Consider the following 20,214-nt stretch of genomic DNA (forward strand, 5'->3'; position numbering starts at 1 on the left):
CCCCTGCGGCGAGCGGCCGGGCAATGAAGCAATCCGGACACAACATCGAAGCCGGGACAAGACGCGCGCGGCAAGCCGGCATTTCGATTGCCAAAGGTCCTGCGGTCGCCGATAACGTCAGCACGCCCCTCGCCGCGCAGCGCGCAGGGGTGTTCGCTGCGGCCGGAGCCGGTTGCGACCGCAGCGGGATTCGAGCCCCACCCTCACCGAGTCTTCCATGCAAACCCAGCAGATCATCGCCGCCGCCACCGCGGCAACCGAGCTCAGCGACTTCGGCGATCCGGCCGCGCTCGACGCGCTCGAACGCCTGGTCAAATCGTCGAGCGAGGAAGCGCAGCTGTCGCCGGCCGGCGCGCAGCGCTGGATGGGCAATCTGATCGGCATCGCGAGCAACCGCCTGCGGCTGGTCGATTACATGAAAAAGCATCCGGAGCTGCTGGAGCGTCCGATCGAAAAACCGATGTTCGTGTTCGGCCTGCCCCGCACCGGAACGACGCTGACGATCAATCTGCTGAGTGCCGATCCCGGCCGCCGCTGCCTGCTGCGCTGGGAAGCGCTGAGCCCGGCGCCGCCGGCGAAGAAGGGCGAGCTGCAGACCGATCTGCGCTGCGGCGCAGAGCGCCAGAAACTGGCGATGATGCTGCAGCTGGCACCGCAGATCGCCGCCGCGCACTGGGAAGAAGCGGACGGCCCGTCGGAGTGCCAGTACGCGATGCAGCTGTCGTTCTGCGCGCAGATCTTCGATTCGACGCTGCACCTGCCGAGCTACGGTCAGTGGTTCCTGCGCGAGGCCGACTACCTGCCGGCGTTCCGCTTCCACAAGCAGCTGCTGCAGGTCCTGCAGGCGCACAACGGCGGCCGCTGGACCCTGAAGAATCCCTGGCATCCGCTGTTTCTCAATGCACTGACGACGGTCTATCCGGACGCACAGCTGGTGATGACGCACCGCGATCCGGTCGAGGTGGTCGGCTCGGCCTGCAGCCTGCTGCGTCTGGTGCGCCCGATGTTCAGCGACCGGGTCGACATGAAGGACATTGCCGCGAAACTGCTGGAGACCTTCGATCTGATGATCGAGCGTCAGAACGCATATCGCGATCTGCACGGCGAGGACGCCATTCACGACATCCAGTACGACGAGCAGATGCGCGATCCGATCGGCACCATGCGCAAGGTCTATGCGCGCTTCGACGAGCCGTTCACGCCGGGGGTCGAAGCCGCGATGCAGAAGATGATGGCCGCCAATCCCAAGGGCCGTTTCGGCAAGCACGAATACTCGCTCGAAGCGTTCGGCCTCAGCGCCGCCGGCGTGCGCAAGCACTTCAAGGATTACTGCGAGCGTTTCCGCATTCCCGCCGCGGACTGAGACGCTGCGCCGGCCTCAGGCCGCGGCGCGTCGTGGACGCCGCACCGTGCGCAGCTTGCCGCTGTGCCCGCCACCGCAGAAGAAGCGCTCGCCGCCGTCCGATTCCAGACCGGAGACGGCGGTGCCGACCGGCATGCTCAGCGCCTCGAACACTTCGCCGCTGTGCGGATCGATGCGACGCAGCTCGCTTTCCTCGCCTTCCCAGGTGCCGTGCCAGAGTTCGCCGTCGACCCAGGTGACGCCGGTGACGAAGCGGTTCGATTCGATCGTGCGCAGGATCTTGCCGGTGTCCGGATCGATCTGGTGGATCTTGCGTTCGCGGTGCTGGCCGACCCACAGCGAGCCTTCCGCCCAGGCCATGCCCGAATCGCCGCCGCCGCCGGGCGACGGAATCGTCGCCAGCACCTCGCCGGTTTGCGGATCGATCTTGCGAATGCACTGCTCGGCGATCTGGTACAGGTGCTTGCCGTCGTAGGCGGTGCCGGCGTGCGCGGTCACGGCCAGCGAGCGCAGCCTGCTGCCGCTGGCCGGATCGATCGCATCGAGCCGCTCGCCGACGGCGATCCAGACGCGCTCGCCGTCATAGCTGACGCCGCCGATCTGCGTGACGTCGGCAAAGCTCTGCTCGTTGATGACTTCGGCCGTGCTGCGTTTCATGTCCGACTCCGGTTCGACGATGTGTTGCCGCACAGACTACGCACCCGGCAGCGGCGCCGGGAGTAACAAGCTTGTCGTGAATCCGGGCAAGGGCGGCATCAGCCAGCGTCGCGCGCGACCGCGTCCGAACGAGCGCACCTTGCCGGCAGCCGCCAGCGCATCGAGCGCGCGCTGCGTGGTGCGCTGACTGCTGCCGAGCGCCAGCGCCAGCGCCGAACTGGCCCAGGCCTCGCCATCGGCGAGCAGCGCCAGCACGGCGGCATGCGCCTCGTCACCCGGCTGCGCGAGCACCACCAGCTCCTGCGAGCAGCGTGGTTCGATGACGAAACCGCGTTCGGTCGCCGCGATGTCGGCGACGTCCTGCAGGGCGCGGCGCAGGCGCCCGATCTCGACGCGCAGACGCGCGCGATACGACTCGTCGGCGCGCCGTGCGCGAAACGCGCGGGCGACCAGTTCGTCGCGCGAGACATCGCCGGGCCAGGCTTCGCCCAGCACGCGTGCCAGCGTGAACAGGACCGGACGGCTGGCGAGCGATACCTGCGTCGCGCCGCACCGCACGACATGGCGGCAGGCATCGACCACCAGGACGCCGGATGCGAACAGCGCTTCGACTTCGTCGAGCCGCAGCAGCCGCGACGCGCCCTGCACCAGCAGGCGCGCCGCGGGTGCTGCGAGCATCTGCCGCGCAGCGTCGATCTCGCCGATCAGCGCCGGGATACGCGCTTGCCGTGCGGCCTGTGCGGCGCGCACCAGTGCCGCCTGCGCGATCCGCGTCTGCAGCTGGCGGATCGCCAGACCGGCGGCGATCAGTTCATGGATCGCACGCAGCGGCGGCGGCTGCGTATCGGCGTCGAGCGTCGCCAGCCGCTGCTGCGCCTCGTTCAGGCGCCCGATCAGCAGCAGGCGGCGAATCGCCAGGTAGCGCGCGTGCGCGGCATTGCGGGCATCGCCGTGCGCGGCGAGCACGTCACCGGCGGCGTCGAGCGGCGGTTCGCCACCGCCGAGTTCACGCGCGGCGAGCGCGATTTCCGCTTCGGCCACCACGCAGCGCGCCCGTGCCACCGCCTCCCTCGCGCCGAACGCGCGACCGGCGCGGCGCACGAGTTCGCGTGCCCGTCCGAAGTCACCAAGCTGTGCCATGGCGATGCCGCGCAGCGCCAGCGCCGGCGCGTCCTCACGCAGCGCCACGCACTTCAGCGCGCCGAGCGGATCGCCGACCGCCAGCGCGCGTGCCGCCGCCGTGATCAGCGAATCCATCGCCAGCACTCAAGCGAATCGCGCCACACTTGTCACTCCCACCCTCGCCGTGCCCGTCACTAATTTAGCCCATGCCCGGCGCGTCGCCGGCCGTCATGGAGAGCAAGGCAATGAGCAGGATTTCGGTATGGGGCTTCCGCTGGGCTCCGGATTTCGCACAGGGACTGGTTCGCGATCTGCGCGTGCGCTGGGCGCTGATCGAGGCCGGCCGTTCGTACGAGGTGCAGCTGATCGGTTTCGAGGAAAGGACCGCGGCGCCGTATCGGCAGCGCCAGCCGTTCGGCATGGTGCCGGCGTTCGAAGCCGACGGCCTGCAGTTGTTCGAGTCCGGCGCCATCGTCCATCACATCGCGTCCGACTGCGCGGCGCTGATGCCGGCCGACGCATCGGCGCGCGCCGAGGTGCTGACCTGGATGTTCGCCGCGCTCAACACCGTCGAGCCGCCGATCCAGAACCTGCTGGAAACCGACCTGCTGTACGGCAACGAGCCCTGGGCTGCGATGCGTCGTCCCGTCGTGGTCGACGCCGTGAAGGCACGCCTCGGCGTGCTCGCCGGTCATCTGCAGGGTCGCGACCATCTGCTCGGCAGCTTCACCGCCGCCGACATCCTGATGACGACGACCTTGCGGCTGGCACGGCATGCCGAGTTGGTCGCCGGCTTTCCGGTACTGGATGCCTATGTCAAACGCTGCGAAGCACGGCCGGCATTCCGCGCCGCACTCGCAGAGCAGATGGCCGACTACGCCCGCAACACGCCGATCGCGGCCTGATCGCACCCTTTCCATGTCCGCCCGGCGATGCCGGGCGACATCCTTCCGGAGACCGATATGCCATCACATCCCACCGCCACGCGCGCGCAATGGCTAGAAGCGCGCCTCGAACTGCTCGAAGCCGAAAAGGAGCTGACCCGTCGCAGCGACGCGCTTGCCGCGCGGCGTCAGGCGCTGCCCTGGGTGCGGGTCGACAAGGACTATCGCTTCGACACCGAACAGGGCAGCGCCACACTCGCCGATCTGTTTGCCGGCCGCTCGCAGCTGCTCGTCTATCACTTCATGTTCGGCCCGGACTACCAGGCCGGCTGCCCGTCGTGCTCGGCGATCGCCGACGGCTTCGACGGCTTCGCCGTTCACCTCGCCAACCATGACGTGACGCTGATGGCAGTGTCGCGCGCGCCGCTCGCGAAATTGCGGGCCTACAAGCAACGGCTTGGCTGGTCATTCCCGTGGGCGTCTTCGCACGGCGGCGCGTTCAACTACGACTTCAATGTTTCCGTGACCGAAGCGCAGCAGCGCGCCGGCGGCATCGAATACAACTACCGCAAAGGCGGACATCCGATCGCCGAAGGTGCACCGCCACCACCCGTCGCCGGCTTCGCGGCGAGCTGCGGCACCGACACCCTCACCTACGCGCGCGACCGACCGGGCATGAGCAGCTTCGTGCTCGAGGCCGGTGTCGTCTATCACGCCTACTCGACCTACGCACGCGGCCTCGACGGCCTCTGGGGCATGTACCAGTGGCTCGATCGCGCGCCACTGGGCCGCAACGAAACCGGCACCTGGTGGCGACGCAACGACGAGTACGCACGGGGCTGATGCGCGTCGGCAGGCCCGGCGCGCGCGCCCTTCCGCCAGCCGCGGCGCATCGGCGGCCGGCTGCTTTATGCTGCGCGAGGCACGCATCTCGGCGCGCCAACGCCATGACGGGAGAACGCAGTGGAGACCATCGGCCGCGACCTGCGCGAGATGCAGCGTGTACCGCTGGCGGCATCGCATGTCGCCGCGATGCGCGCGCACGGCGCGCTCGCGACCTATGCGGCGGGCGCGTTCATCGTGCAGCCCGGCGATCCGGTCGAACGCTTCGTCTACGTCGAGGACGGCGAAATCGAGGTCGTGAATGCGTGGTCCGGCGAACGTCATCTGGCGTCCACGTTGGGGCCCACGCAATTCATGGGCGAGATTTCCTTTCTCAACGGCGGCACCTGGTCGATGGCCATGCGCGCCGTTCGCGATACCCGCGTGCTCGAAGTGCCGCGGCCAGCCATGTTGCGTCTGATGTCCGAGATCCCCGAGATGTCGGACATCATCATCACCGTGTTCGCGGCCAGACGGCGACGCCAACTCGATACACGCGACGGCACGCTGGTGCTGATCGGCGAGGACGACGACCGCGCCGTGCGCAGGATCGCCGAATTCGCGAGCCGCAATCGTCTGCCCTACGCCTCCTGTGCCGCGGGCAGTGACGAGGCGCGACGCGTGGCGACGAGCTGTGCGATTTCTCCGGACCGGCCCGCCGTCATCTTCGGCCGTCATCTGGTGATCGCAGACCCGACGCCGGACAAGGTCGCGCGCCTGCTCGGCGTCAACTACGACCTCGCCGACGAGGAGCCCTTCGACGTGCTGATCGTCGGCGGCGGTCCGGCCGGCGTGGCGGCCGCGGTGTACGCCGGCGCGGAAGGCTTGAGCGCACTTGTCGTCGAAGACACCGCCATCGGCGGACAAGCCGGCACGTCCAGCCGCATCGAAAACTACATGGGCTTTCCGACGGGCATCTCCGGCGCCGACCTCGTCTGGCGCGGCGAAATCCAGGCGATGAAGTTCGGCACCCGCTTCCTGATGCCGCGCCGCGTCGTGAAACTCGACCGGCAGGACGACGGGCGCTTCTGCGCGTCGTTCGACGACGGACACCGCCTGCTCGCCGGCGCGGTCGTCGTCGCGACCGGCGTTCAATACCGACGTCTGCCGATCGAGGGGCTTGCCGAGTTCGAAGGCGCAGGCGTGTACTACGCCGCCACCGAAAGCGAGGCCCGCTATTGCCGGAATGCCGAGGCCATCATCATCGGCGGTGGCAACTCGGCCGGTCAGGCCGCCATGTTCCTGAGCCGCGCGGCGAAGCATGTTCGCGTGCTGGTCCGCGGCGGATCGCTGGCGTCGTCGATGTCGAGTTATTTATCGAGCCGCCTCGAAGCAGACCCCGCGATCTCGATCGAATACAACGCCGAGATCACCGCGCTCCACGGCACCGACAAGCTCGAAGCCGTCACGATCCAGAACCATGCGGACAAAGCGAACCGCACGCTCCCGACCTGCGCGCTGTTCGTCATGGTTGGCGCCGCGCCCAACACCGCCTGGCTCTCCGGACTCGTCCAGCTCGACCCCAACGGCTTCGTCCTGACCGGCGCCGCCGTCGGCGCCGACTCGCCCTACGCCACCTCGCAGCCCGGCATCTTCGCGGTCGGCGATGTGCGAGACGGCTCCGTCAAACGCGTCGCCTCGGCCGTCGGCGAAGGCTCGGTGGTAATTTCGAAGGTTTGGGGGTATCTCAATGGGCGCTGAGAGAGGCGCTGAAGCGAGCGATGGGGCTCGCACCGGAGAATTCGATAGCACCATGAAGACTCGCTTCTGGCACGAAGCGGAAGCAGCCCGTGTGATGCATCAGAGTCTAAGGACTCAGATCAGCCCGAAGCGGAAAGTCGAGATCACCAGCCTGGCTTTCTGTTAGCCGACATTCATCGGATGATCACCGCCGACCTGCGCTGAAGGTAGGTGTAGACGGCGGTGGACCGAGTGGGCGTAGCAGGCTCCGGGTTGACGAATGACGCCACCGCACGCGGTAAATGATCAAGAAGCCACGCGGTGCCAAATAGGGTAGTTCCCCTTTTATAGGGGTAATGGAATGCTCATTTACCCCAATTAAGAGTACGATTACCCCGTTTACAACCCAGCAATCATCCATGCAGTCACTCCTGCCCGACTACCTCGCCAAGCTGCGCTTTGATGCCCGGCAGCTGGCGACGCTACGCGCGCTGGGTGAGTACCGGGGCAAGCAGCAGCTGTACGTGGCCCAGTCGCCTGAGGTGTTGAGCGACTTGCGGCAAGTGGCTGTGGTGGAGTCCACCGAATCATCCAACCGCCTGGAGGGTGTGGTGGTGGCGGCGCACCGGCTGAAATCGCTGGTGCTCAAAAACGCCACACCGCAAAGCCGCTCCGAGCAAGAGGTGGCAGGCTACCGCGATGCACTGGGCCTGATCCATGAAAGCGGCGAACAGATGCCGTTTTCAGAGGGCACCATTCTGCAGCTCCACGGCATTTTGTATCGCTACATGCCGCAGCCAGGCGGGCATTGGAAAGCAACCAACAACGACATCATCGAGCGCCATCCCGATGGCAACGCACGCATTCGCTTTCGCCCGGTCGCAGCACATCTCACACCCATGGCGATGGCCGACCTGATTGCGCGTTACCGCAAGGCGCTGGACGAGCATTTGGCCGACCCGCTAGTACTGGTGCCACTGGTCATTCTCGATTTTCTCTGCATCCATCCCTTCCCGGATGGCAACGGTCGCATGGCGCGGCTGCTGACCCTGCAATTGCTCTACCACTTCGACTACGCGGTGGGCCGCTTCATCAGCCTGGAACGCATTTTCGAAGAATCGAAAGAGAGCTACTACGAAACGCTGGAGGCCAGCTCGCAAGGCTGGCATGAAGGCGACCACAACATTGCCCCGTGGCTCGACTATTTCTGGGGGGCACTGCTGCGGGCCTACAAGGAATTCGAGGAACGTGTCGGCACCATCGAACGCGGCCGCGGCGCCAAAGGTGATCGTGTGCGCGCCGAAATCCTCAAGCGAAACCTGCCGTTCTCGATTTCCGAAATCGAAGAAGCCTGCCCCGGCATCAGCCGCGACATGGTCCGCGTCGTCTTGCGCGCCATGAAAGCCGAAGGGCTGATCACGCCCACGGGCAAAGGCCGTTCTGCCAAGTGGGAGCAAACAGGGGAGGTTCGCCCATGACGCCAGAAACCAAGGCCCGGCAGCAGATCGACCGGAAACTGGAGCATGCCGGTTGGCTAAGGCCAGGCCAGCCAAAAGCGAAGACGATCCACTCCGGCGTCGCAGTCCGCGACGAGCACCGTCGGTCATAGCCGGCGCATCCAGAAGAGCAGAGGCAAGAACGTTGTGCGGCCCGCCTCTTGAGTGCTAATTTCCCGCCGTCGAAAAAGGCAGGCTTGGTTATTGGTAGGCCCAAGCCCTTCCAGAAATGGAAGCTCTTATCCTTGCTTCCCGCAATGAGATACCTCGACGTTCCCGGCGCTTTTGCGTTCTGGGTTCGTCCGAGGGTCGTCGTGCTTCGACACGCTGCTCCGATGAACCCCTTTTTGGAGCAGCTCTGTGATCTACGATGTCGTCATTGCCGGTGCCGGCCCGGTCGGCTTGTTTCTCGCTTGTGAGTTGCGCCTCGCGGGCCTCTCACCGATCGTGCTGGAGCAGGTCGAAGACCCGCGTTCTCCCTTGAAGCGTCTACCGTTTGGCTTGCGTGGTCTGTCGGCTCCGACCCTCGAAGCTTTCCACCGTCGCGGACTGCTGGACAAGATCGCGGCGCCGCGTGGCGCGAACGCCGGTTCGGGTGGCGGGGCGGCGAGTATTCCTCACTGGATGCAACAGTCGCGTCGCCCCGGCGGCCATTTCGCCGGCATCCAGTTCTTTCAGGACGATATCGACAGCTCGAAGTGGCGGTATCGCCTGCCGAGTCCGGCCGGCACCAGCTTGGCGGTCGAGATGGAGGTTCTCGAATCGGCATTGGCCGCGCGCGCAGTCGCGATGGGTGTCGAGATCAGGCGCGGCTGCGGTGTCGAAGGCTTCAAGGCATCGGCGGACGGCGTGAGCGTTCGCGCCGGTGGCGAAACACTTCACGCGCTGTGGCTCGTTGGTTGTGACGGCGGGCACAGCACCGTACGCAAGGCCGGCGGCTTCGAGTTCGTCGGTACCGATCCCGAATTCACCGGCTACTCCGTCCAGGTCGAGATGACCGATGCGGACCAGCTCAAACCGGGTCGCCACTACACGTCGACCGGCGTGTATACCTACCAGCCGCCCGGAACCGTCACGATGGTCGACTTCGACGGCGGAGTCTTCCACCGAAGCCGGGCGATCACGCTTGATCACGTGCAGACGGTATTGCGCCGAGTCTCGAACACCGACGTCACGGTGACGGCGCTTGAGCTCGCAACCACCTGGACAGATCGCGCGTTTCAAGCAACGACTTATCGCCGAGGGCGCGTGCTGCTCGCCGGCGATGCTGCGCACCTCCATTCGCCGCTGGGCGGGCAAGGCCTCAATCTGGGTCTCGGCGATGCAGTGAATCTCGGGTGGAAGCTGGCGGCGACGATCCGCGGCGATGCGCCCGCCGGGCTGCTCGACAGCTACACCGCCGAACGGCATCCGGCCGGCGCGCAGGTTCTGGACTGGTCGCGTGCGCAGGTCGCGCTGATGCGACCGAGCCGCAGCACGCGTGCGCTAGAAGCGATCATTCGCGATCTCATCGACACGCGCGATGGTGCGACCTACTTCGCCGAACGCGTATGGGGCGTTTCGCTTCGCTACGATCTCGGCGGCCATCACCCGCTGGTGGGCCGCAGCGCACCCGATTTCGAGCTGTCCGACGGCGGCACGCTCGGCGCGCTGCTGCGCGACGGCAAAGGCCTGCTTCTGGACTTTGATGGTGCTGCGCCGCTGCGAACGCTGGCGCGCCGCTGGAGCAATTGGATCACGTATGTCGCCAGCGACGCCAAGGACAATCTGGGCTTGAGCGCGCTGCTGGTGCGCCCGGACGGCTTCGTGGCCTGGGCCGACGAAGCCACGCCTGCACTCGAGGCTGTGTCTCAGGCCGCAGCGCGATGGTTTGGTGAACCCGAGACAGGTGTGTGAGTACGGGTCTGCCTGTGCGGCACTGAAAATGCCCGGCCGGCTCAGTCCAGCCCGGCGAGGATCTGGCTCATGCGCTTGCCGGTTGCGGATTTCTTGAGCGCGTGAATGATGGCGTCCCTCAGCACCGCTTCGGAGAACTTCGGCTGCGCGAGATCGGTCGGGCACGGCAAGGGACCAACGAACGTGGGCCAGTCATCGCCCACCCACCATTCACAGCTGGCTGGCGGTGTGCCCTCGTCGACCGGCTTCGACACAAAGCACTGCGCCTTCGCATCGAACGACACGTCTTCATTGGCGCCGCTGACGATGAAACGTACAACCGCATCGGCGTATACGCTGCAAAAGGATTCGTGAACGCTTCTTTCAATTTTCATGGTTGAATTTTAACGCTCAAGCATCCGGATCGAACGAGCAGAATGCCGCGCGGGCACGCCGCACTTTGCCCACCCCACGAATGGTCAGACGAAGTTGGATGAGGCGCGTCACTCAGATCAGCAAACGCTCAGAGCGCATATCAAAATGAAGCCCCCTCTCTCCTCTTGGAGGGGAGAGGGGGTTGCTGGATCGAGCACCTCGGCGAGTTGAACACCCCCTCACCTAACCCTCTCCCCGATCGCTTTGCGACGGGGAGAGGGCATCACTTTCTCAGACGCTCTCAGAACGCATCGCCCGGAACGCGAACGAAGCCTTCCATCAGCACGCGCGCGCTGCGTGACATGATCGCCTTCTTGACGACCCATTGGCCGTTCTCTTGCACCGCCGCGGCGCCGACGCGCAGGCTTCCGGATGGGTGGCCGAAGCGCACGGCTTCGCGCGCACCGCCACCGACGGCGAGATTGACGAGCGTGCCGGGAATCGCGGCGGCAGTGCCGATCGCGACGGCCGCGGTGCCCATCATCGCGTGATGCAGCTTGCCCATCGACAGCGCCCGCACGTTCAGATCAATCTCGTCGGCCTTGATGTTTTTTCCGCTCGACGAGACGTAGTCCTTCGGGGCCGCGACGAACGCCACCTTGGGCGTGTGCTGGCGCTTGGCCGCTTCTGAGACGTCCTTGATCAGGCCCATGCGCAGCGCGCCGCAGGCGCGGATGGTCTCGAACTTCGCCAGCGCCCTGGCATCGCTGTTGATTGCGTCGCGCAACTCGGTACCGGTGTAGCCGACTTCCTCCGCGTTGATGAACACGGTCGGGATGCCGGCATTGATCATCGTCGCCTTCAGCGTGCCGATGCCGGGCACTTCGAGATCATCGACCAGGTTGCCGGTCGGAAACATCGAGCCGCCCTCGTCGCCGTCATCGGCCGGATCAAGAAATTCGATCTGCACTTCCGCGGCCGGGAAGGTCACGCCGTCGAGTTCGAAGTCGCCGGTTTCCTGCACGGCGCCGTTCGTCATCGGCACGTGGGCGATGATGGTCTTGTTGATCTGCGTCTGCCAGATGCGCACCGTGCAGACGCCGTCCTTCGGAATGCGCGCCGCGTCGATCAGACCGTTGCTGATCGCGAACGAACCGACTGCCGCGGTGAGATTGCCGCAGTTGCCGGACCAGTCGACGAAGGGTTTGTCGATCGACACCTGACCGAAGCGGTAATCGACGTCGTGATCGGCCTTGGTGCTCTTCGACAGGATCACGGTCTTGCTCGTCGATGAGGTCGCGCCGCCCATGCCGTCGATCTGCGCGCCGTACGGATCGGGCGAGCCGATCACGCGCAGCAGGAACTTGTCGCGCGCCTCGCCCGGCTCGCGGCAGCGCTCCGGCAGATCGTCGAGCCTGAAGAAAACGCCTTTGCTGGTGCCGCCGCGCATGTAGGTGGCGGGAACTTTGATCTGCGGAACGTGCGGCTTGGTGGCGCTCATGAAGGTCTCGGGTGTGGAGGCGCGTGCGATCAGGCGCCGTCTGGAATATCGGGTTCGACAACGTTCGCGAGCAGGCTCAGCGACTCCTGCCAACCGAGGTAACAGAACTCGGTCGGGATCATGTCGGGAATGCCTTCCTGGACGATCTCGATCTCGGTGCCGCAGGCAACGGTCTTCAGTGAGACCGTGACCTGCATCGTGCCCGGCATGTTCGGATCGTCGAAACGGTCTTCGTAGCGCAGGCGCTCGCCGGGCTTCAGTTCGAGATAGGTGCCGCCGAACGAATGGCTGCTGCCGGTGCCGAAGTTGGTGAACGACATCTTGTAGCCGCCGCCGACACGCGCATCCATTTCATGCACCTGCCCGGTGAAGCCGTGCGGCGGCAGCCACTTCACCATCGCCTGCGGATCAAGGAAGGCTTTGTAGATGCGCGCGGCCGGCGCTTTGAGGACGCGGTGCAGACGGACGGTTCCGGGCATGACTTATCTCCTGTGACAGCTCATCAAGGGGCGACACACCATGTGCCGCCCTCTGATGACGCGACGAATGGGCCGCGGAGAATTCGACATCGACGTCATGCCGGTTTCGCTCAGGCCGCCTTCGTCGACGCGAGAAAGTCCATCGCAAAGCGCTGCAGCACGCCGCCGGCCTCGTAGACCGACACTTCCTCGTCCGAATCAAGACGGCAGGTCACCGGCACTTCGACGGTTTCGCCGTTCTTGCGGTGGATCACCAGCGTCAGCGTCGCACGCGGCTTGCGCGCACCGACGACGTCGAAGGTTTCGGTGCCGTCGATGCCCAGGCTCAGGCGCGTCGTGCCCGGCTTGAACTCCAGCGGCAGCGTGCCCATGCCGATCAGGTTGGTGCGGTGGATGCGCTCGAAGCCCTCGGCGACGATCGCCTCGACGCCGGCAAGACGCACGCCCTTGGCCGCCCAATCGCGCGAGCTGCCCTGACCGTAGTCGGCGCCGGCGATGATGATCAGCGGCTGCTTGCGTTCCATGTAGGTCTCGATCGCTTCCCACATGCGCACGACCTTGCCTTCCGGTTCGATACGCGCCAGCGAGCCCTTCTTGACCTGGCCGTCGACCACCGCCATCTCGTTGACGAGCTGCGGGTTGGCGAAGGTCGCGCGCTGCGCGGTGAGGTGATCGCCGCGATGCGTCGCGTACGAATTGAAGTCCTCTTCCGGCAGGCCCATCTTGTGCAGGTATTCGCCGGCGGCGCTGTTCATCATGATCGCGTTCGACGGCGACAGGTGATCGGTGGTGATGTTGTCCGGCAGCACGGCGAGCGGGCGCAGGCCCTTGAGCGTGCGCTCGCCGGCCAGTGCGCCTTCCCAGTACGGCGGACGGCGGATGTAGGTGCTCTGCGGACGCCAGTTGTAGAGCGGGCTGATCTTCTCGCCTTCGACGATCTTGAAGGTGAACATCGGATCGTAGACCTTGCGGAACATTTCCGGCTTGACGCTCTGCTTGATGACGGCGTCGATTTCCTCGTCGCTCGGCCAGATGTCCTTGAGCGTAACGGGCTTGCCGTCCTGGTCGAGCCCTAGTGCGTCCTTCTCGATGTCGAAGCGCACGGTACCGGCGATCGCGTAGGCGACGACCAGCGGCGGCGAAGCCAGGAAGGCCTGCTTGGCGTACGGATGGATGCGGCCGTCGAAGTTGCGATTGCCGGACAGCACGGCCGTCGCATACAGATCGCGCTCGATGATCTCCTGCTGGATCTTCGGATCGAGCGCGCCGGACATGCCGTTGCAGGTCGTGCAGGCGAACGCGACGATGCCGAAGCCGAGCTGTTCGAGCTCCGGCAGCAGCTTGGCTTCTTCCAGATACAGCTGCACCGCCTTCGAGCCCGGCGCCAGCGACGACTTCACCCAGGGCTTGCGCGTCAGGCCCCTGGCGTTGGCGTTGCGTGCGAGCAGGCCGGCGGCGATGACGTTGCGCGGATTGGACGTGTTCGTGCAGCTGGTGATCGCGGCGATGATGACGGCGCCGTCCGGCATCTTGCCGTCGGCCGGCAGCTGCCACGGCGCGGCGATGCCACGCTCGGCGAGCGCCGAGGTCGGCAGACGCTTGTGCGGATTTGACGGGCCGGCCATGTTGCGCACCACGGTCGACAGGTCGAACTTCAGCGTGCGCTCGTACTGCGCCGTCTTCAGCGCATCGGCCCACAGGCCGGTCTGCTTCGCATAGGTCTCGACCAGCCTGACCTGCTCGGCGTCGCGGCCGGTCAGCGTCAGATAGTCGAGCGTGTTCTGGTCGATGAAGAACATCGCCGCGGTCGCGCCGTATTCCGGTGCCATGTTGGAAATCGTCGCGCGGTCGCCGAGCGTCAGCGCCGCAGCGCCGTCACCGTAGAACTCGAGGTAGTGACCCACCACCTTTTCCTTGCGCAGGAACTCGGTCAGCGCCAGCACCACGTCGGTTGCCGTGATGCCGGGCTGCGGCTTGCCGGAGAGTTCCACGCCGGTGATGTCCGGCAGGCGCATCCACGACGCGCGACCGAGCATGACGTTCTCGGCTTCAAGGCCGCCGACGCCGATGGCGATGACGCCGAGCGCGTCGACATGCGGCGTATGCGAATCGGTGCCGACGCAGGTGTCCGGAAACGCGACGCCGTCCTGGGTGTAGATCACCGGCGACATCCGCTCCAGATTGATCTGATGCATGATGCCGTTGCCGGGCGGGATGACGTCGATGTTGCGGAACGCCTCCTTTGTCCAGTTGATGAAATGAAAGCGATCGTCATTGCGACGATCCTCGACCGCGCGATTCTTCGCGAACGCGTCCTTCTCGAAACCGCCGTGCTCGACGGCCAGCGAGTGATCGACGATCAGCTGCACCGGCACGACGGGGTTCACTTTCGCCGGATCGCCGCCCATGTCGGCGATCGCATCACGCAGGCCGGCGAGATCGACCAGCGCGGTCTGGCCGAGAATGTCGTGACACACGACGCGCACCGGAAACCACGGAAAATCGAGGTCGCGCTTGCGCTCGATCAACTGACCGAGATACGCGTTCAGCCTCTCGGGCTCGGCCTTGCGCACGAGGTTTTCGGCGTGCACGCGCGCCGTGTAGGGCAGCGTCGCCCAGGCGCCTGGCTTGATGGCATCGACAGCGGCGCGCGCATCGAAGTAGTCGAGCTTGGTGCCCGGGAGGTTCTTGCGGTAGGCGGTGTTGGTCATGGCTTGCACCGAATGCTGGCAATAGCAGAAGAAAATGAAGGATCTATCAACGCTCGGCGTCTCGCTATCGCGAGACGCCGATGCACTGACTCGTAACGCTGGGATCCCCACGCTACTCGCAGTGCTACTTGCGATCCTTGATCGGAACGAACTTCAGATCTTCCGGGCCGACGTAGTTCGCCGACGGACGGATGATCTTGCCGTCGATGCGCTGTTCGATGACGTGCGCGCTCCAGCCGGAGGTGCGGGCGATCACGAACAGCGGCGTGAACATGTCGGTCGGCACGCCCATCACGTGGTAGCTGACGGCGCTGAACCAGTCGAGATTCGGGAACATCTTCTTGATGTCCCACATCACGGTTTCCAGACGCTCGGCAATGTCGAACATCTTGGTGCTGCCGGCTTCCCTGGACAGCTCGTGCGCGACTTCCTTGATGACCTTGTTGCGCGGATCGGCGATCGTGTAGACCGGATGACCGAAGCCGATGACGACTTCCTTCTTCTCGACGCGCGCCTTGATGTCGGCTTCCGCTTCGTCCGGCGAGTCATAGCGCTTCTGGATTTCGAACGCCACTTCGTTGGCGCCGCCGTGCTTGGGGCCGCGCAGCGCGCCGATGCCGCCGGCGATGCAGCTGTACATGTCGGAACCGGTGCCGGCGATCACGCGCGAGGTGAACGTCGAGGCATTGAACTCGTGTTCGGCGTACAGCACCAGCGAGGTGTGCATGGCCTTGACCCAGCTGTCCTTCGGCTTTTCCTGATGCAGCAGGTGCAGGAAGTGACCACCGATCGAATCGTCGTCGGTTTCGACATCGATGACGTTGCCGTTGTAGGCGTAGTGGTACCAGTACAGCAGCATCGAGCCGAGACAGGCCATCAGCTTGTCGGCGATGTCGCGCGCGCCGGCATGATTGTGATCGTCCTTCTCCGGCTTGACGCAGCCGAGCACCGACACGCCGGTGCGCATCACGTCCATCGGGTGCGCGGACGGCGGCAGCTGTTCGAGCGCAGTCTTCACCGCTGCCGGTATGCCGCGCAGGCTCTTCAGCTTTGCCTTGTACGCCGCCAGTTCGGCGACCGTCGGCAGCTTGCCGTGCACGAGCAGGTGTGCGATTTCCTCGAACTCGCACTGGGCGGCGACATCGAGGATGTCGTAGCCGCGGTAATGCAGGTCGTTGCCGCTGCGGCCGACCGTGCACAGCGCGGTGTTGCCGGCAGCCGTGCCGGACAGCGCGACGGACTTCTTCGGCTTGAACGTCGGGGCGGTGGTTTCAGTCATCGGGAAGTTCTCCTGTGTGGGCGACGCGGACTTACTTCTTCTTCGACGCGAAGAGTGCGTCGAGCTTGCTTTCAAACGCGTGATAGCCGATGCGGTCGTACAGCTCGGCGCGAGTCTGCATCAGATCGATCACGTCCTTCTGGTGGCCGTTGCTGCGGATCGAGGTGTAAACCGCCTCGGCCGCCTTGTTCGCTGCGCGGAAAGCCGACAGCGGATACAGCTGGATGGCGACGCCGACCGACGCGAGTTCTTCGCGCGTAAACAGGGGTGTCGCACCGAATTCGGTAATGTTGGCAAGCACCGGGGCCTTCACGGCGTCGACGAAGCGCTTGTAGGTCGGCAGATCGTAGGCGGCTTCGGCGAAGATCGCATCGGCGCCGGCTTCGACGCAGGCGATCGAGCGTTCGATCGCGGCATCGACGCCTTCGGCCTGGATGGCATCGGTGCGCGCGATCAGGAAGAAGTCCGGATCGGTCCTGGCATCGGCGGCGGCCTTCACGCGATCGACCATCTCGCCCTTGCTGACAATCTCCTTGCCCGGGCGGTGACCGCAACGCTTGGCACCGACCTGATCCTCGATGTGGCAGGCCGCGGCGCCGGCCTTGATCAGCGTCTTGATCGTCCGCTCGATGTTGAATGCGCTGGCGCCGAAGCCGGTGTCGATGTCGACCAGCAGCGGCAGGTCGCAGACGTCGGTGATGCGCCGCACGTCGACGAGCACGTCGTCGAGATTGTTGATGCCCAGATCCGGCAGACCGAGCGAGCCGGCGGCAACGCCACCGCCCGACAGGTAGATCGCCTTGAAGCCGGCGCGCCTGGCGAGCAGCGCATGATTGGCGTTGATCGCGCCTATGACCTGCAGGGGTTTTTCGGCGGCGAGGGCGGCGCGGAAGGCAGCACCGGCGGAAGGCGTCATGAGCGGCTCCTGTTGATCGGCGCAGCGCTTCGGCAAGACCGCCGATGATCCGCGCGTCTGTGTGGTGGCCCTTTCGCGATCAAGGGACGTGCCAGCGTCGTCGGTCCGCGGCGGTCTCGGCCGCGGTCCGATATGACCTTGTATTTCATCGAGAAAAGCCCAGCGCGGCCATCGAGCCGCCGACCTCGGTCAGGCACCTTGTTTCATTTTTACGTTTCACGAAACACGAAAGGCCGAAAATGAAACATAATCTGCAACATGGACCTTCAGGACAGCTCCCTGCCGACGATCTGGACGGCGAGCGTCACCCGCCTCTCCAGCCTGATGCGCGAGGTCACGCCGGAATTCGACGGTCGCGCGCAGATCGACACCATCGACCTCGGCTTCGAGGAGGCCGTCACCCGCATACGAGAACGCCTGCAGACCGAAGACTGCGACGTCGTGCTGTCGGCCGGATCGAACGGCGAGTACCTGCGCAACCGCATCGACAAGCCGGTGGTGCTGGTGCGCCCGGACGGGTTCGACCTGATGCAGGCGCTGACGCGCGCGCGCCGCCATGCCAAGCGCATCGGCATCATCACCTACGGCGGCGAACTGCCGGCCTTCGCCGCGTTCAAGAAGCAGTTCGATCTGAAGATCGAGCAGCGCTCGTATTCGACGACCGAGGAAGCACGCGATCTGGTCGGCGAGCTGGTCGCCCAGGGCTGCGGCGCGATCGTCGGCACCGGCTTCATTTCCGAACTCGCCGATCGCGCCGGCGTCGCGGCCATCCTCATGTACTCGCCGGAATCGATACGCCGCGCGTTCGAGCAGGCGATCGATCTGGCGCGCATGCTGGCCAGCGCCCGCAGCGGTACGCGACGCAGCGTGGTCGCGACCGACGCGCGCTACAGCCTGCGGCGCCTGATCGGCAACAGCGACGCCATGATCGAACTGCGCGACCAGGTCCGCGTCTACGGCGCCAGCGATCGCACGGTATTGATCAGCGGCGAAACCGGCACCGGCAAGGAACTGGTCGCACAGGCCCTGCACGGCGCCAGCCCGCGCCGCACGGCACCGTTCGTCGCGATCAACTGCGGCGCGATCACCGAATCGCTGCTCGAAGCGGAACTGTTCGGCTATGCCGACGGTGCATTCACCGGCTCGCGTCGCGGCGGTCGCGTCGGCCTGATCGAAGCGGCGAACGGCGGCACGCTGTTCCTCGACGAGATCGGCGAAATGCCGCTGACCCTGCAGACGCGCCTGCTGCGCGTGCTCGAGGAACGCGAAGTGCTGCGCGTCGGCAGCGTGCGGCCGGTGCCGGTCGATGTGCGCGTGATCGCCGCCACGCACAATCCGCTCGACACCCTGGCCGCAGACGGCCGCTTCCGGCGCGACCTGTTCTACCGCCTCAATGTCCTGCGCATCGCGCTCGCGCCGCTGCGCGAACGCATCGACGACATCCCCCTGCTGCTGATGAACTTCCTGCGCGCCGCCGGTGCCGGCGCGATGGTGATCGACGCGCCGGCGCAGGAAACGCTGCGCCGGCACGACTGGCCGGGCAATGTGCGTGAGTTGCGCAATCTCGCCGAGCGCATCGCCGTGCTCGCGCACGCCGAATCGCCATTGTCGGCGTTGACCCGACCGCTGCTGCTGCGCTCGTCACCGGAGATCGGCCAATCGGCCACCGCCCCGCTCGCGATCACGCATCAGACGCCGAGCCCGCCCCCCAGGCCCGCGCGAACATCGGCCGATGCCGCAACGATTGCCGAAGCCTTGCGCGTGCATAACGGCGACCGCCAACGCGCCGCCGACGCCCTCGGCATTTCGCGCACGACGCTGTGGCGGCAATTGAAAGCGCTGGAGAAGCATCGCGAGCCGTCCTGACGCCGCGCGCGCGAAGCGCCGCGCGGTCCGACCGGGAGCTCGCCGCACGGAGAAGTCACCGTTGTGAGCCGGACCAAGGTCGCATTCACCGCGTACAGCTGTGCTGGAGCACAGCGAACACGGCGAATGCGAGATCGGCCCGCACAGCAGGCGAATTCGCTCTCACATGATGAGAAGCGCGGAGCCCCAGGTCATGCCACCACCGACGGCTTCGAGCATGACCTTGTGCCCCGGCTGGATGCGACCGTCACGCACTGCGGCGTCGAGCGCGAGCGGCACGGAGGCAGCCGAGGTGTTGCCCTGACTTTCGACCATGGTCACCACGCGCTCGCGCGGCAGACCGAGCTTGTCGGCGGTGGCCTGGATGATGCGGATGTTGGCCTGGTGCGGGACCAGCCAGTCGATGTCGGCGCCGGTCATGTTGTTGGCGGCCAGCGTCTCGCGACAGACCTCATCGAGCACCCGCACCGCGAACTTGAACACGGCGCCGCCGTCCATGTGCACGAAGGCGCGCCCCTGAACGACACCGTTCTGCACCGAACCTTCGACATTGAGAATGCCGCTCTGGCTGCCGTCGGCATGCAGATGGGTCGACAGGATGCCGGGCGTCTCGCTGTGCCTGAGCACGACGGCGCCGGCGCCGTCGCCGAACAGCACGCAGGTGCGACGGTCGCTCCAGTCGAGCAGCCGCGAAAACACTTCAGCCCCGACTACCAGCGCACATTTGCTCTGGCCGCTGGCGACGAACTTGTCGGCCACCGCCAGCGCGTAGACGAAACCGGTGCAGACCGCCTGCACGTCCATCGCCGCGCAGCCGCGAACGCCGAGCTTGTGCTGCAGCAGGGCGGCGGTTGACGGGAACATCATGTCCGGCGTGGTCGTGGCAACGACGATCAGATCGATTTCGCCGACATCGACGCCCGCAGCTTCGAGCGCCTTGCGTGAAGCGTGCAAGGCCAGATCGGAGGTCTTCTCGTCCGGCGCGGCGACGTGACGGCTGCGGATGCCGGTCCGCGAGAAGATCCACTCGTCGGTGGTGTCGATCCGGCTTTCGAGCTGCACATTGCTCAAGGCCTGCGCGGGCAGATAGCTGCCGGTACCGACAATACGGGAATACGCCATCGCTCT

The 20,214-nt window shown here is 65.7% G+C and carries 16 protein-coding genes; 7 read left to right on the forward strand and 9 right to left on the reverse strand.

All coding sequences use genetic code 11. From position 1 onward, the window contains the following. Positions 1-217: 217 nt before the first annotated feature. Positions 218-1,363 (forward strand): sulfotransferase family protein, encoded by a 1,146-nt coding sequence (locus tag G7Y85_RS14655; protein ID WP_166258641.1) that lies wholly within the window; start codon positions 218-220, stop codon positions 1,361-1,363. 15 nt (positions 1,364-1,378) lie between these two features. Here the strand turns inward: G7Y85_RS14655 and G7Y85_RS14660 are convergent, their stop codons facing one another. Both G7Y85_RS14660 and G7Y85_RS14665 read right to left on the reverse strand, forming a co-directional pair. Next, positions 1,379-2,020: an NHL repeat-containing protein gene (locus G7Y85_RS14660; RefSeq protein ID WP_166258644.1), complete on the reverse strand. Its 642-nt coding sequence runs from the start codon at positions 2,018-2,020 to the stop codon at positions 1,379-1,381. A gap of 36 nt (positions 2,021-2,056) precedes the next feature. Next, a complete protein-coding gene (locus G7Y85_RS14665) occupies positions 2,057-3,277 on the reverse strand; it encodes a helix-turn-helix domain-containing protein (protein ID WP_166258647.1) in 1,221 nt (406 codons plus the stop codon). Between the two features lie 110 nt (positions 3,278-3,387). Here G7Y85_RS14665 and G7Y85_RS14670 point away from each other — a divergent pair, with 110 nt between their 5' ends. The 5 genes from G7Y85_RS14670 (at position 3,388) to G7Y85_RS14690 (ending at position 9,980) form a co-directional block, all read left to right on the forward strand. Next, entirely contained in the window at positions 3,388-4,047 is a 660-nt protein-coding gene (locus G7Y85_RS14670; protein ID WP_166258650.1) for a glutathione S-transferase family protein, read from the forward strand. 57 nt (positions 4,048-4,104) lie between these two features. Further along, entirely contained in the window at positions 4,105-4,869 is a 765-nt protein-coding gene (locus G7Y85_RS14675) for a DUF899 domain-containing protein (RefSeq protein ID WP_166258653.1), read from the forward strand. Positions 4,870-4,989: 120 nt separating this feature from the next. Continuing rightward, a complete protein-coding gene (locus G7Y85_RS14680) occupies positions 4,990-6,609 on the forward strand; it encodes an FAD-dependent oxidoreductase (RefSeq protein WP_166258656.1) in 1,620 nt (539 codons plus the stop codon). 398 nt (positions 6,610-7,007) lie between these two features. Next, positions 7,008-8,066, forward strand: a complete 1,059-nt coding sequence (locus G7Y85_RS14685) for a Fic family protein (RefSeq protein ID WP_166258659.1) — start codon at positions 7,008-7,010, stop codon at positions 8,064-8,066. A gap of 378 nt (positions 8,067-8,444) precedes the next feature. Then, complete coding sequence (locus G7Y85_RS14690) at positions 8,445-9,980, forward strand: FAD-dependent monooxygenase (protein ID WP_166258662.1); 1,536 nt, start codon at positions 8,445-8,447, stop codon at positions 9,978-9,980. Between the two features lie 41 nt (positions 9,981-10,021). On the opposite strand, the gene G7Y85_RS14695 is transcribed toward G7Y85_RS14690, so the two are convergent. The 6 genes from G7Y85_RS14695 to prpB all read right to left on the reverse strand — a co-directional run bounded on the left by G7Y85_RS14695 (position 10,022) and on the right by prpB (position 17,220). Further along, positions 10,022-10,354, reverse strand: a complete 333-nt coding sequence (locus G7Y85_RS14695; RefSeq protein ID WP_166258665.1) for a hypothetical protein — start codon at positions 10,352-10,354, stop codon at positions 10,022-10,024. 281 nt (positions 10,355-10,635) lie between these two features. After that, entirely contained in the window at positions 10,636-11,835 is a 1,200-nt protein-coding gene (gene prpF / locus G7Y85_RS14700) for a 2-methylaconitate cis-trans isomerase PrpF (RefSeq protein ID WP_166258668.1), read from the reverse strand. Positions 11,836-11,864: 29 nt separating this feature from the next. After that, on the reverse strand, positions 11,865-12,314 hold the full coding sequence (locus G7Y85_RS14705; RefSeq protein WP_166258671.1) for an SRPBCC family protein: 450 nt from the start codon (positions 12,312-12,314) through the stop codon (positions 11,865-11,867). Positions 12,315-12,424: 110 nt separating this feature from the next. Further along, positions 12,425-15,025, reverse strand: a complete 2,601-nt coding sequence (gene acnD / locus G7Y85_RS14710) for a Fe/S-dependent 2-methylisocitrate dehydratase AcnD (protein WP_166258674.1) — start codon at positions 15,023-15,025, stop codon at positions 12,425-12,427. Positions 15,026-15,149: 124 nt separating this feature from the next. Beyond that, on the reverse strand, positions 15,150-16,304 hold the full coding sequence (gene prpC / locus G7Y85_RS14715; RefSeq protein ID WP_166258678.1) for a bifunctional 2-methylcitrate synthase/citrate synthase: 1,155 nt from the start codon (positions 16,302-16,304) through the stop codon (positions 15,150-15,152). A 31-nt stretch (positions 16,305-16,335) separates the two neighbouring features. After that, complete coding sequence (prpB, locus tag G7Y85_RS14720) at positions 16,336-17,220, reverse strand: methylisocitrate lyase (protein ID WP_166258681.1); 885 nt, start codon at positions 17,218-17,220, stop codon at positions 16,336-16,338. 258 nt (positions 17,221-17,478) lie between these two features. Here prpB and prpR point away from each other — a divergent pair, with 258 nt between their 5' ends. Beyond that, positions 17,479-19,086 (forward strand): propionate catabolism operon regulatory protein PrpR, encoded by a 1,608-nt coding sequence (gene prpR / locus G7Y85_RS14725; protein WP_166258684.1) that lies wholly within the window; start codon positions 17,479-17,481, stop codon positions 19,084-19,086. 162 nt (positions 19,087-19,248) lie between these two features. Here prpR and G7Y85_RS14730 read toward each other — a convergent pair whose 3' ends face one another. Beyond that, positions 19,249-20,208: a beta-ketoacyl-ACP synthase III gene (locus tag G7Y85_RS14730; protein ID WP_166258687.1), complete on the reverse strand. Its 960-nt coding sequence runs from the start codon at positions 20,206-20,208 to the stop codon at positions 19,249-19,251. Positions 20,209-20,214: the final 6 nt, after the last annotated feature.

The sequence above is a fragment of the Solimonas terrae genome (assembly GCF_011067135.1).
Taxonomy (GTDB): domain Bacteria; phylum Pseudomonadota; class Gammaproteobacteria; order Nevskiales; family Nevskiaceae; genus Solimonas; species Solimonas terrae.